Genomic DNA, 13057 nt, shown 5'->3' with positions numbered 1-13057 from the left:
ATTGTTGAATGCATCTGGGGGAATTATGAAAATAAAAAGGGTTCAAATGATTATCGTGGGGTTGATTACGCTAACGCTTTCTTCATGTGGTGCGCATACACGTCCACTGAAGGAAGCAGATTTGAAGGTAGCGGATAAGGCAGTCACATTGGAGGTACTGAATCCTAAAGTGGAAATCTCTATAGAATTCGAGCAGATGGTTAAGGAATATGAAAAGGAAAACCCGAATATTAACGTAGAAATTCTAACCTTTGGCGGGGGAGCTAACTACCTTGATGAGCTAAAGGCGAGGTTTGCGGCCAATGTTGGTCCGGATATTTTTCCAAATGGCGGTTATGAAGAAGCGAAGGCATGGAGTAGATATCTTGAGGATTTATCAGATCAACCTTGGGTGGAACAGGCTTATGACGAGGCGCTAGAACCGATGAAGATGGACGGGAAAATATACGGGATGCCGATCAATTTTGAAGGCTACGGTTTTATTTATAATAAGGATTTATTCGCAAAGGCTGGGATTACTCCTCTCCCAACAACGTTTACGGAATTAAAAGAGGCGGCGAAAAAGCTGAAGGCTATAGGTGTGACTCCTTTTTCTGTTGGGTATTCCGATCATTGGTTTTTTGTACTCCTGTTGAATATTGCTATTGCACAACAGGAGGACCCGGATGCTTTTATTCAAGGGTTAAACAACGGAACACAATCTTTTCGAGCGAATAAGGAAGTTAAAGATGTCATTCGGATGCTGGATTTGACCGTACAATATGGTAACGAAAATTTTTTGACAACAGATTATAATTCGGAAGTTGAGTTATTTGCAACAGGGAGAACGGCGATTCTAAAACAAGGGAATTGGGTTCAGTCTAAAATTGATCAAATATCGCCGAATATGAATATCGGTTTTTTACCCATGCCTATTAATGATAGTGCCGAAAACAATGCGTTGCCAGTAGGGGTATCTAATAATTGGGCTGTTAATAAAGAATCTTCGCCAGAAAAGAAGAAGGAAGCCAAAAAGTTTTTGAACTGGATGGTTTCCTCGGAAACAGGGAAAAAGTTCATGAAGGATCGCTTTCATTTTATTTCAGCTTTTAAAAATATAGAGACGGACCGTTCGGGAGCGCTTGTAAAAGATCTTATGCGATACGTCGATGAACAGAAAACTTTATCTTGGAATTGGTTCAAATTCCCTCCCAGAGCAAGAGAGGAGTTTGGCTATCTTATGCGAGCTTATGTAGGAGAGCAAATTAATCGGGATCAATTGCTTCAAGAACTTCAAAAATCGTGGGATACCCATGTGAAGTAATAAAACCAAATCAATATAACCCTGTAAATGCATCAATTTACGACATACTCATAACGTCTACTCTTCATTAGAATTTAAAAGGGGAACAGCACAAAGGAAGATCGAAACCCAAATTTAAAGTATAAGAGGAGTTAGATGATGAATTTCAAGAAAATGATTAAACAAACAACAATCCTAACCTTTACAGCTGCTTTAATGTTAGGTGGAGCTACTCAAACCTTTGCGAAAGGAAATAACAAGCCGAACAAGCCGGAGTACAATGACTATGGTTTCTCTCATATCACTCGCGCTGACATGTTGAAATTACCCAAACAACAAAATAGTAAACAATTCCAAGTCCCAAAATTTGATGCTTCAACGATTGAGAACATTCCTGCAGCCATTAAGTTCGATGAGAATGGAAACAAAATTGAAATGGATGTTTGGGATACTTGGCCGCTGCAAAATGCAGATGGAACTGTAGCCAGTTATAAGGGGTATCAAATTGTTTTTGGTCTGGCGGGCGACCCTAATAATGGATCAGACACATTTATTTATTTGTTCTATAAGAAAGAAGGAGACAACTCTATCAGCAGCTGGAAGAATGCCGGCAGAGTGTTTAAGGATAGTGACAAACTTGTTCCTGATGATTATGTTTTAAACAATCAAGCCGAAGAATGGTCCGGTTCAGCAACCATGACATCTGATGGCAAAGTTCGCTTGTTTTACACTAATCGTCATCCTTGGGATCCAGATCGCGGATTTTACGGGAAACAAACTTTAACTACAGCTCAAATTAATGTCTCTGCCCCGGATGGGGATACCCTTAAGATTGATGGCGTAGAAGATATGAAATCCATCTATGACGGTAATCAAGGTGAAATTTATCAAAGTGTTGATATCACCGGTTTTAGCAAAGGCGATTACGACGATAATCATACCTTAAGAGATCCTCACTATGTGGAGGATAAAGGCCACAAGTATCTTGTATTTGAAGCAAATACAGGGACAACTACGGGTTACCAGGGTGAAGACTCTCTTTTTAACAAAGCTTATTATGGTAATAGCAATGCCTTCTTCCAAGCGGAGAAAAAGAAATTACTTAGCAGTGCTGACAAAACATCTGCGGAAACCGCGAATGGTGCGCTCGGTATCATTGAATTAAATAATGATTATACATTCAAAAAAGAAATGAAGCCGCTACTTGCCTCCAACACCGTGACAGATGAAATTGAACGTGCGAACATATTTAAATTGAATGGCAAGTGGTATCTGTTCACAAGCTCAAGAGGTTCTAAAATGTTCATTGATGGCATTGATGATGAAGACATCTATATGCTCGGGTACGTATCTAATTCTTTAACCGGACCGTATAAACCATTAAATGGTACAGGAATTGTCCTCCATCAAGATCTTAATCCTTATGATATTACCTGGACTTATGCTCACTTTGCGATTCCGCAAGCGAAAGGGAATAATGTAGTCATCACAAGTTACATGACGAATAGAGGTTACTTTGGGGATCATCATTCCACTTTTGCCCCAAGCTTTGTGCTGAATATTAAAGGCTCCAAGACTTCAGTTGTACCGAACAGCATTTTGGAACAAGGGCAATTGACGCTTAAAGGTAACAAACCGTATTAATCATTTACAAAGTAAATGCCAATGTAGTTGGCGTTTACTTTTCTTTTTATAAGCTGAGATTAGCAATGTGAAAAAAGCGAGGTATATTTTGAATAAGAAAAAAATGATAGGAATCACTATATTAATCCTTTGTTTAATTTGTTTTGTGACGATAGTATTAGTAACTTATGACGCTGGAGAGAAGAAGAAGCCGGGGACCGACGTTCCTGATCATAAACCTACCACTCGGGCTAGCTATCATTTCACTGTACCTGAGCATTGGAAAAACGATCCGCAAAAACCCATTTATTTTGATGGTAAATATCATTACTATTATCTCTATAATGCTGATTACCCGGATGGAAATGGTACAGAATGGAGACATGCCACATCAACGGATTTGGTGAGCTGGACAGATGAAGGCGTTGCGATTCCAAAATATACAACACCCAATGGTGATCCCTGGTCAGGATCTGTTGTTGTTGACGATAGCAATACAGCAGGTTTTGGCGAAGGGGCTATTGTGGCGATTTTAACACAGCCCTCTGCAGAGGGGGGGAAGCAAGAACAATATTTATGGTTCAGTACGGATCGTGGGCTGACGTTTAAATCTTATAGTGATGATCCTATTTTGCCAAATCCGGGCACAGAAGATTTCAGAGACCCGAAGGTAATATGGGATCAACATTCTCATAAATGGGTGATGACGCTAGCCGAAGGTACGAAAGTGGGCTTTTACGAGTCTGACAATTTAAAAGATTGGCACTACACAAGCGGCTTCGAAACAGAAAATATCGGAATTGTAGAGTGTCCTGACTTCTATATGATGCGGGCGAATGATGGCACTTATAAATGGGTTCTTGGGGTCAGTGCAAATGGTAAGTCGATAGGTAAACCTAACACGTATGCCTACTGGACTGGAGATTTTAATGAGAATGAATTTATCGCGGATCATCATGAACCACAGTGGCTAGATTATGGATTTGATTGGTATGGTGCTGTAACTTTTGAAGAAGGAAAGGACAAGGATCAATACAATCATCGATATGCTTTGGCCTGGATGAATAATTGGGATTACCCTCATGTTACCCCCAATCTTAACGAAGGTTTTAACGGAATGGATTCAATCGTGCGTCAAATAAAATTAACACGAGATGAAGAGCAGTCGTATCAGTTAGTATCACAGCCCATCGAAGCATTAGATCAAATGGTAACTTCAACGGATTCCTTGCAACAAATAAAAGTGAACGGCTCGTCAACACTTGATATCACAGGCGAAAATTACCAGCTCGATGCAGATCTATCTTGGTCAGAGATTACCAATGTAGGCTTAAGACTTCGTGAATCCGCAGATAAGACGCGCCACGTGGACGTAGGAGTGTTTGTTGAAGGACAATATTCTTATGTTAATAGAGCCTTCACTGGACAACCTGATGAGAGTGACAGATATCTTGAAAGCAAGGCCCCCTTTGATGTGAACAAGAAAAAAGTGCATCTGAAGATCCTTGTGGATAGAACAAGTATTGAAGTTTTTATAGATGATGGTGAAATTGTATTTTCTAATGAAATCTTCCCGGAAATAAAGGATCAAGGCATTACCTTGTTTTCTGAAGGTGGCACCGCGATTTTTAATAATGTTGTAATTAAGCATTTTGGCAAAGATTAGAATGAATATACAGAGTTTTTCTAATTCTTGCGCAATAAGAGGGCACTCCAACCTATGGATGTCCTCTTTTTTTATTATAAGTACGTAATATTAAACCTAATTCACGAAGGAATACATAATTGTTAAACGCTATCTTGAATTCTAGAATGAGGTTATTGGCATCACGTTACTTTTTTGGTTTCAAAATCATTCTGGGAGGTTGTCCTAATGAAGCGAAGGCCTATTTATGTTGTTCTTATTCTGTTTATTGTATTAGGTTCATGGTTGCTGCTGAATCACCGGGAAAATAACAGCGCCTCGGAGAAGCAAGTGCAGGAAGTGCTGCCTACGAGTACTGTTGATACTAACACAACAATGGCTAACGTTACTGTAAATAACAGAGAAACTCCGGTGCAGTACTTGGATCCCGCATATAAAGTTACAGTGAAACACGATATTTTGTATGCAAGTAAGAAAAACGAGACGGATGCTGAAGAACCGCTGAAGCTCGATTTGTACCAGCCCATTGGAGATGAAACCAAGCAGAGGCCAGTATTTATTTTTATTCATGGCGGAGGTTATACCGGAGGGGATAAGTCTGATGCAGCAGATTTTTCCGAAGGCCTGGCGAAACGGGGGTATGCTGTTCTCACTATTGATTATAGGCTAAAAAAAGATCCGTTTTTCAATTTCACTCGCACACTTAACGATGCGAATGAGGATATAAACGATGTGATCAAATGGATTAATGAGCATGCGGAGACTTATGGATTGAACAAGGAACGTATAGTTATTGGCGGAGATTCAGCAGGAGGTCATCTGGCCATGAACTTTGTGAATCTATCCTTAGCAAAAGATCCCTCCCTAGTTAAGTCTGTATTTTCCATTATAGATATTTATGGTGGTGAACTGACAAGAAGTGCTGACAGCAAGCTGCCGCCTGTCCTAATTATTCATGGAACGATAGATAAAATGGTGCCGTACCAGCAAAGTGTTGACCTAGCCGCTCAATTGAAAGAGAAAGGTATTTATCATAATCTGCTCACGCTGGAGGGAGTCGGACATGATTATAAAAATGAAAAATACATCGATGAAATTATGGAGACGACAGCACATTTTCTGTGGAATGTCATGAACAGTTCGGACCTTGCGAGTCTTCCGGAAAATTCGGGGATCACGGTTGCTTCTGGTTCTGCTTTTGATATTAAGCTGCCTGAAGCTTATCGCAGCGCATCGAAGGAGCCGCTTAATATCGATTTGCCAGAGGGATGGCTGCTTAGTGGAGAAGAAGAAGGTTCGCTGTGGATACAGGTTCCGGAAAGCTTGGTGCGCGGAAACGATTCGCTGTTCGTCTCTCGGGGTGCAGAGCCTACAGCGGCATCAAGCTTCACTATGAATATCAACGTAATCGACCCGCTGGCAGTGTATTACGAGACTTTTTATGAGGAGTCTGCCAAAGAGATAAAAACCCATATGGATGTTACCAATCAATCTACAAGCAATTTCAGCGGTTCAGTGGAAGCTGATTATGAGACGGGACGATCTACCCGAGGTACTTATACTTCAACTGTGGAAAATCTGGAGCCGGGTAAGAGCGTTCGTCTTGAGATTCCTGAGCTGGCAAGAGGCCAGCGTTCGCTTAAAGTTTTTAATGATATAGGTACCTTATTGCAATCGGCAGTTGATTCTTCTAACGTGCTTCTGTTGCCGAAACTCAGTCCGCCTGTCCAAATCGATGGCAACTTGTCGGACTGGGGGAATCAAGCTCCCTTTGATATGAAGGATGTCAAAATCATGGGCTGGCAAGGAGAGCAGGATCTCAGCGCCAAGGGTTCCTTAGCATGGGATGCCGACAATCTTTACCTTGGGGTAGAAGTTATCGATGATTATCATGCACAGTCAGCATCAGGAGATGCCATCTGGAGTGGGGACAGCATCCAGATTGGAATTGGCATTGCCAACGGGGATGGAACGGTGCCTTCTGAGTACCATGAACTCGGTGTGGCTCGCGGAGATACGGGCGAATTACTCAAATGGTGCTGGTTGGCACCAAAGGGGTTTAATTGGGGTGATGTTATAGAATTACAATATGCCGTGGAACGTAAAGATTCAAAAACCAGCTACGAACTAGCCATTCCCTGGCGTGAACTAAAATCCGACGATGTACAGGTGAAGCCAGGAATGAAGCTGAAATTTTCGTTATTGGTCAATGACAATGATGGTGAGGGGCGTAAGGGCTGGGTGGAATATAACAGCGGCATTGGTTCGGCTAAGGATGTTGATGCTTTTGGTGATCTATTTGTGCATTGACATATTATGCTGTTAACACTATGATATGAATGAAAAAATAATTATTCATTCACGGAGAGACGAAAAGTGGAAGACAAAAAAACAAAGATATACGAATGTGCGAAAGAGCTATTTAGCAATAAAGGCTTTAAAGACACGAATGTTTCTGGCATTACCACAATGGCTGGAATAGCTGTAGGAAGTTTTTACAACTATTATCCCTCTAAGGAAAAGCTTTTTATGGATATTTTTTTAGAGGAAAACGAAAAGCTCAAAAAAAGCTGTATGCAATCGCTCGATATGAGCCAAAGCCCATTAGCACTAATACGGCAGATGATGGTGCTTAATTTGGAAGGTATGATAGCCAACCCCATTCTTAAGGAATGGTATAACAAAAGTGTTTTCGCAAAAATCGAACAGTTGTACCGGGAAGAAACCAACATTCAGGTAAACGACTTCTTGTATGATAGCTTCCATGAAATCATTAAGCAGTGGCAAGCCGGTGGTAAAATGCGCAGCGATATGGATAGTAAAATGATTATGATGATCTTCGGCGCAATGATTAATGTGGAAACCCACAAGGAAGAAATCGGGCTGGAGTATTTTCCACAACTCTTGGACAATATGCTGGAACTAATTATGAAGGGTTTGACAGACTGCCCCTAATACACTTATGGTGCAGTTTTTTTTTCTTGTAAAATGAATGAATAATTAAATATTCATTCAAATTTTAAAGCAAAAGGAAGGAGGCAAGCAGGTGAGTAAGAGAAGAGGAAAAAAGCGAAAATTCAATAAATGGATTATTGTTCTCAGCATTCTATGCGGGATTACAGTCATAGGTTGGATAGGTGGTATTCTCTTATCTGCTCCGGGAAGGCATGAAGTTCAGCAGCTTACTATCCACGCCATAGATATACAGAAACTGCGGGAGGGCAGCTATGTGGGGGAATACATTGGCATCAAAGATCATTCCAGAGATACCAAGGTGAAGGCCACAATATCTGCTGGACGGCTGTCAGATATCAAAATACTCAAAGGTGCCTTGGACAAAACAGGGAACCCTGCTGAACTGAAGGGTGGGCTAAGCATTGGTGATTTGTTTGGTCATGTGATTGAATCGCAGTCTCTTCAGGTGGACGTTATCAGCGGGGCAACGCTTACCTCTAAAACACATCTTAAGGCACTCGAAAATGCCCTACTGCAGGCGGAGACGAAATAATTCATTTTAAGGAGAATTTATATGAACATTGCAGTCATTTCGTATTCATTCACAGGTAATAATGAAGCATTAGCAAGGAGTGTGGCGAAAGCGTTGTCGGCTGAATATATCCGAATCTCGGAAGCTAAACCCCGAACACTCGGTAGGATTACCTTTGATATGATTTTTGACAGGATACCGTTGGTTCAACCGAAGCCTGAGCAAATAGGAAAATATGATATTATCCTATTTTTTGGACCGGTTTGGATGGGGAAAGTGGCCACACCGCTCCGTGCCTATTTAGAGTACTTGAAGAAAAATCCGCAAAAGTATGGTTACCTTTCAATCAATGGTGGAGCTGACGGTCCAAATCCGAAGGTGCCAGGGGAGCTTAGAAAAAGAACTGGAGCAGACCCTGTTGTATTCATCGAGCAGCATATCGCAGATCTGATATCAGCAGATCACAAACCTGCACGTAAAGATACCTCAGCTTATAAGTTAAATGAGGGCGATATTAATCAGTTAACTGGAAAAATAGTGAAGAAAGTAAGGGATATGACCTAGCTTTTAAGCTCCAGCGAGACGAACAGAGAAACGGCAAAGCTGCCGTTTTTTTTGTTTTCTCTGCAATCTGGTAGAAATTGTTCTATTATAAAGTGTTCCTTCAATTCGCTAGATGGTATGATAGGTATGGGAGGGAATTATAAAATGAACAATGAGACGACTAATGAAAATGAAATAACAAATGAGAATGAGGAAGTAAATGATAATACAGAAATGTCTGAAGAGGATATGGCGCAGCTGCTAAAGGCTGTTCACCATAACGGCCTTGTAGCGTTGAGAGTACACTTTAAAGATGTTGAAGGACAAGTATTGAACATGGAAGCCTACGGCCCTGTTTTTGTTTTTCACGTGAAAACTGAATTAGATCAGGTGTATTCCTGCGGATTTTTTCTGCGCGAGTTAATTGCAAGATTCCAGTCGGGTAAGGATCCGGCAGCATGGATGGCCTCATTCTTCGTTGAGCTGATGAAAATTGAGGGAGGCAAAACACTTCCAAAACCACCAGCAAGTGAAGAAGAAGCAAAAGGGATCATTGACAATGTGTTAGTTCCGCTTTGTATTGAGGAAATTACCCAAGAATTTGCTCCAGAAAAAGTGCATGTCGGGCTGGCATGGAACGAGAAATTGGGACCAGTCTTCGAGGCTGGATTTCCAGCGATCACCGATGGGAATAACGTATGCGCATTCCCGCTTCATCTGTTGCTGACTCATTTGCAATTGAACCGGGATCCATCCGAACTGCTTGTTCAAGGCATGTATAACATCCGCAAAGAACATGGATTGGAGTAAAACAGGCTCTGAGTCCTGACCATCCATAACCCAAAGAAACGGCAGAAATGCCGTTTCTTTTTCTTTTGACATTCAAAGAGTAGATCCTTGCTTGATGAATTCATTCATATCTACTTTGAACTGATAGCTTTAAGCTGATAACCTGCTGCTTGAAGGTTTCGTTCACATCATCTACGGACTGTATAGCGCTTATCTTTGCTTTTTAGCTCCATTTACCGAACTCGCGGACCGTATAGCACTTATTGTCTGTTTATTGCCTATAAAAGTAGGAGGATTAGCCAAATAGTTGCATCTCAGTCCGTTAACAGAAGAATTCTCTTGAAAATGAACCAATAACGTCTCCTCGGTCCGATAGGCCTTGGTGTTGCTGGATTATATAAAGAAACTGTCAATACTTTTCAGATAGTTTAGGATAAAATTTCATTTAAGGAATACGTTTGCGGACCAAGCTATATGTACAGCACCACTATACTTTTTTAGAAAAATAAATGAAGGCGTGCTCATCCAACTTCTAATCAGGAAACTTCTCCTTCTCCTGATCCTTCAGATAACCGCAGAGAAGATACTGTGTTCCTCAACAAAAATATAGGTTGGAAAACAGTCTATCATTTTCAAGGAATGTCACGTGAAGATATGGAGCTTTATACAACTAGTGATGGGGGAGAGACTTGGAAGGAGATTGGGGATAGCTTACAAGCAGGAAGTACTCTTCCTAGCGGGGTGAAATCGGGACTTACTTTTGTTAACGAAAAAGAAGGCTGGATTACAACGAATGCGCCTTGGCAGGGAAAAGTTGGTTTATATAAAACAATGGATGGTGGAGTTACCTGGAGTGAACAGACAGTCACAGTGCCGGATGAGTTAGTAAACTCGCAAATCTATGCTTATCCTCCCCTCTTTCTTACGAAGGATCAAGGAATCTTAATTACTCGGCCCGCTGAAAATGAACATACATTGTTATATATAACGATAGACGGGGGACAACATTGGAAATCATTCCTTGACCATCAAGAGGACCAGTATGCTGGTATCGCATGGACGCTCTCAGAGAGTATGGCGACGGTAAAATACGCAGAGAAAACCTGGACATTAAGCATGCAGAACTATGGAAAATGGTCCCTTTAATCGAAATGTTGGCATATTGCGTTTAGAAAAGACGTACACATCAAATGAAGCGAGGCGTTAACCTGACTCTGGCTGTTATAGCTGTTTATGGGATAACGTTTTGTTTTATCCATTATTCGAAACCGGTTTCAAATGTGCGAGCGCGCCGCGCAATGAAATCAGTAGGAGGAAAAGACGATGTTACGAAAAGGAAAAATGTTAAGTCTATTTCTGCTGTTCACCCTCTTAATTGCTTGGGTACCTACAGGGAGTTCAAGCGCGGCATCAAGCTGGAATCTGGCATGGAGCGATGAATTTGATGGGAATTCTCTGAACACTAATAATTGGTCGGCGGAAATAGGTACGGGTAGCGGGGGTTGGGGAAACAATGAGCTTCAGTATTATACCAGTCGTCCGCAGAACCTGCAGGTAACGGGTGGGAATTTAGTGATTACTGCACAAAAGGAGTCGTATGGGGGGATGAATTATACCTCTGCACGGATCAAAACACAGGGACTCAAAAGCTTCACCTACGGAAAAATCGAAGCTAGAATCAAATTGCCTTCAGGACAGGGGCTCTGGCCAGCATTTTGGATGCTTGGGGCGAATATTGATTCAGTGGGTTGGCCGAAATCTGGGGAAACGGACATTATGGAGCGTGTGAACAATAATGCTTTTGTTAACGGGACGGTACATTGGGATGCCAATGGGCATGCCGAGTACGGTCAGGTGTCTGGTAACCTCGATTTCTCACAGTACCATGTGTACAGCGTGGAATGGGAAGCGAATTATATAAGATGGTTTGTAGACGGCAACCCGTTTAATGCTTTTTATATTGAGAACGGAACTGGGAATACGGAGGAGTTCCAGAAACCTTTCTTCATCCTGCTAAACCTTGCCGTGGGTGGAAATTGGCCGGGAAGTCCAAATGCTTCAACTGCTTTCCCAGCTCAAATGCTGGTTGATTACGTACGTGTGTATCAGGCTGCGCCTACCTCAAGCATTGTTAGTGGTGGGATTTACACTTTAGCTGACAAGGCTAGTGGTAAGGTTCTGGACGTAGTAGATGTATCCACAGCAAGCGGGGCGAAAATGCAGCAATGGACCAATTACACTGCCAATAATCAGAAATTTAAAGTGGAGAGTACAGGCGACGGTTATTACAAGCTTACGGCGGTGCATAGTGGAAAAGTGTTGGATGTGCCGAACTCATCAACCGCGAGCGGTGTACAGCTGCAGCAATGGGATGACAATGGTACCAACGCTCAGCGATGGAGCATTATTGATGTTGGAGGGGGCTATTATAAGCTTATTTCAAAAGTGAGCGGATTAGCCATGGATGTATCCGGAGCATTAACAGCCGATGGTGCAGCAGTTCAGCAGTGGACGGATAACGGGAGTGATGCTCAGAAATGGTTTTTTACGAAAGTGAACTAAAGAAATGCCGCCCCATATCAAATGGGGCTTTTTCTAATCGGTCTAATCGGTCTAATTTGTTTTAAATCGGCTAAAAGAATAGGGGTTAAGTTCAACTGAACAATTTTTATTTTCTGCTTGTTTCTTTTTCGGGTGAGGTGTGGTTTTAAAGGGCTGCTTTTCCGTTTTCTTCGTCTGGTTTTGGCTCTGGTGATTCTCCAAGGGGTTAGCTTTAGGAATTGCTGATATAGGGATGAACCCGCGGAATCTTTATTCCAGCATTTATCATCTCCGGCAAAATGGATGATTTTGTTAGTGAAATCATGGTCCGGAATGTTTGTGTTGAACGAATTAAAACGGATATCAAGGGGGAGGTAATTCCCACCAAAAACTGCATTCAGAACATCCTGATCTGGCATGGTGACATCAGGAAAGGTACGTAGGAAGGTTAGCATTTCTTCGTACCAGTTGGTATTCTGGCGGATATTATGCAAAGAAAATAAAATCACTCCGGAATTAAAATAAAGATCAGGATTTAATCCCTTAGCGCTCACAATATGAGCAACCTCTCTAATTCCCTGGTCCCAAATTGCAGCCAAATACTTGTCATTCAGTTCAACCTGCCATAATTCAGTAATGTCCATATTCACTAATACATCGCAGTCCAGATAGATGATTTTGTCCACGGGTATTAGTGCAGGAAGAAGCAATCGATACATACATGCCTGCGTCCATACATTAATGGAGTTAACATTGGCTAGCACCTGAGTTAGATCATCAGGCATAGTGATTGAATAAAAGCTAAGGGTATGATTATGTTTTGTAGTTAATGCGCTAAGCCTGCGCTTATTAGTTTCACTTAAAGAAACATCATGTAAAATATGAATATGAATTGGGGAACTCGTATGATGAAAAATTGACGCTAGAACGACTCCGGCATGTTCAGCATATTTCCCATCCTTATCTTGAAAAGCCAAGGCGATATCGATCATTTGATTTATCCTCTCTTCACGTTTGTGTACGAATGTACCACAGTATACGTTCGCCTTGATCAGAGGACAGAGACATTAAACCCAGAATATTCACCCAATTTCATGTGAACACCAAAAAACCAAGTGCTGAATCTCAGCAACTTGGTCGGCTAAGG

The 13057-nt window shown here is 41.6% G+C and carries 11 protein-coding genes; 10 read left to right on the top strand and 1 reads right to left on the bottom strand.

The window, feature by feature from the left end:
* Positions 1-25 precede the first annotated feature (25 nt).
* The 10 genes from MHH63_RS18405 to MHH63_RS18360 all read left to right on the top strand — a co-directional run bounded on the left by MHH63_RS18405 (position 26) and on the right by MHH63_RS18360 (position 11931).
* Positions 26-1303 (top strand): ABC transporter substrate-binding protein, encoded by a 1278-nt coding sequence (locus tag MHH63_RS18405; protein WP_076301291.1) that lies wholly within the window; start codon positions 26-28, stop codon positions 1301-1303.
* A 138-nt stretch (positions 1304-1441) separates the two neighbouring features.
* Positions 1442-2926 (top strand): glycoside hydrolase family 68 protein, encoded by a 1485-nt coding sequence (locus tag MHH63_RS18400; RefSeq protein WP_341172010.1) that lies wholly within the window; start codon positions 1442-1444, stop codon positions 2924-2926.
* 103 nt (positions 2927-3029) lie between these two features.
* Positions 3030-4571, top strand: a complete 1542-nt coding sequence (locus MHH63_RS18395) for a glycoside hydrolase family 32 protein (protein ID WP_445321770.1) — start codon at positions 3030-3032, stop codon at positions 4569-4571.
* Between the two features lie 207 nt (positions 4572-4778).
* A complete protein-coding gene (locus tag MHH63_RS18390) occupies positions 4779-6860 on the top strand; it encodes an alpha/beta hydrolase fold domain-containing protein (RefSeq protein ID WP_280752696.1) in 2082 nt (693 codons plus the stop codon).
* Positions 6861-6926: 66 nt separating this feature from the next.
* The gene (locus MHH63_RS18385) at positions 6927-7505 is read left to right on the top strand and encodes a TetR/AcrR family transcriptional regulator (RefSeq protein ID WP_341171898.1); all 579 of its coding nucleotides are present in this window, start codon (positions 6927-6929) and stop codon (positions 7503-7505) included.
* Between the two features lie 91 nt (positions 7506-7596).
* On the top strand, positions 7597-8058 hold the full coding sequence (locus tag MHH63_RS18380) for an FMN-binding protein (RefSeq protein ID WP_076301289.1): 462 nt from the start codon (positions 7597-7599) through the stop codon (positions 8056-8058).
* A gap of 21 nt (positions 8059-8079) precedes the next feature.
* A complete protein-coding gene (locus tag MHH63_RS18375; protein WP_076184300.1) occupies positions 8080-8601 on the top strand; it encodes a flavodoxin family protein in 522 nt (173 codons plus the stop codon).
* A gap of 144 nt (positions 8602-8745) precedes the next feature.
* Positions 8746-9390, top strand: a complete 645-nt coding sequence (locus MHH63_RS18370; RefSeq protein WP_076107537.1) for a hypothetical protein — start codon at positions 8746-8748, stop codon at positions 9388-9390.
* A 618-nt stretch (positions 9391-10008) separates the two neighbouring features.
* The gene (locus tag MHH63_RS18365) at positions 10009-10515 is read left to right on the top strand and encodes a WD40/YVTN/BNR-like repeat-containing protein (RefSeq protein WP_341171897.1); all 507 of its coding nucleotides are present in this window, start codon (positions 10009-10011) and stop codon (positions 10513-10515) included.
* A gap of 177 nt (positions 10516-10692) precedes the next feature.
* A complete protein-coding gene (locus tag MHH63_RS18360; protein ID WP_341171896.1) occupies positions 10693-11931 on the top strand; it encodes an RICIN domain-containing protein in 1239 nt (412 codons plus the stop codon).
* A gap of 17 nt (positions 11932-11948) precedes the next feature.
* On the opposite strand, the gene MHH63_RS18355 is transcribed toward MHH63_RS18360, so the two are convergent.
* Positions 11949-12902, bottom strand: coding sequence for a glycosyltransferase family 8 protein (locus MHH63_RS18355; RefSeq protein WP_076184303.1), 954 nt, complete (start codon positions 12900-12902; stop codon positions 11949-11951).
* Positions 12903-13057: the final 155 nt, after the last annotated feature.

Origin of the sequence: Paenibacillus sp. FSL H3-0310 (genome assembly GCF_038002785.1) — a bacterium.
GTDB classification, from domain to species: Bacteria; Bacillota; Bacilli; order Paenibacillales; family Paenibacillaceae; genus Paenibacillus_AQ; species Paenibacillus_AQ odorifer.
Note: the sequence above shows the minus strand (reverse complement) of the source record. Positions and strands in the feature narration are given on the sequence as shown.

Coding starts and splice junctions, on each gene's coding strand:
- MHH63_RS18405 (WP_076301291.1), top strand. CDS start 26: ATGAAAATAAAAAGGGTTCAAATGATTATCGTGGGGTTGATTACGCTA.
- MHH63_RS18400 (WP_341172010.1), top strand. CDS start 1,442: ATGAATTTCAAGAAAATGATTAAACAAACAACAATCCTAACCTTTACA.
- MHH63_RS18395 (WP_445321770.1), top strand. CDS start 3,030: ATGATAGGAATCACTATATTAATCCTTTGTTTAATTTGTTTTGTGACG.
- MHH63_RS18390 (WP_280752696.1), top strand. CDS start 4,779: ATGAAGCGAAGGCCTATTTATGTTGTTCTTATTCTGTTTATTGTATTA.
- MHH63_RS18375 (WP_076184300.1), top strand. CDS start 8,080: ATGAACATTGCAGTCATTTCGTATTCATTCACAGGTAATAATGAAGCA.
- MHH63_RS18370 (WP_076107537.1), top strand. CDS start 8,746: ATGAACAATGAGACGACTAATGAAAATGAAATAACAAATGAGAATGAG.
- MHH63_RS18365 (WP_341171897.1), top strand. CDS start 10,009: ATGTCACGTGAAGATATGGAGCTTTATACAACTAGTGATGGGGGAGAG.
- MHH63_RS18360 (WP_341171896.1), top strand. CDS start 10,693: ATGTTACGAAAAGGAAAAATGTTAAGTCTATTTCTGCTGTTCACCCTC.
- MHH63_RS18355 (WP_076184303.1), bottom strand. CDS start 12,902: ATGATCGATATCGCCTTGGCTTTTCAAGATAAGGATGGGAAATATGCT.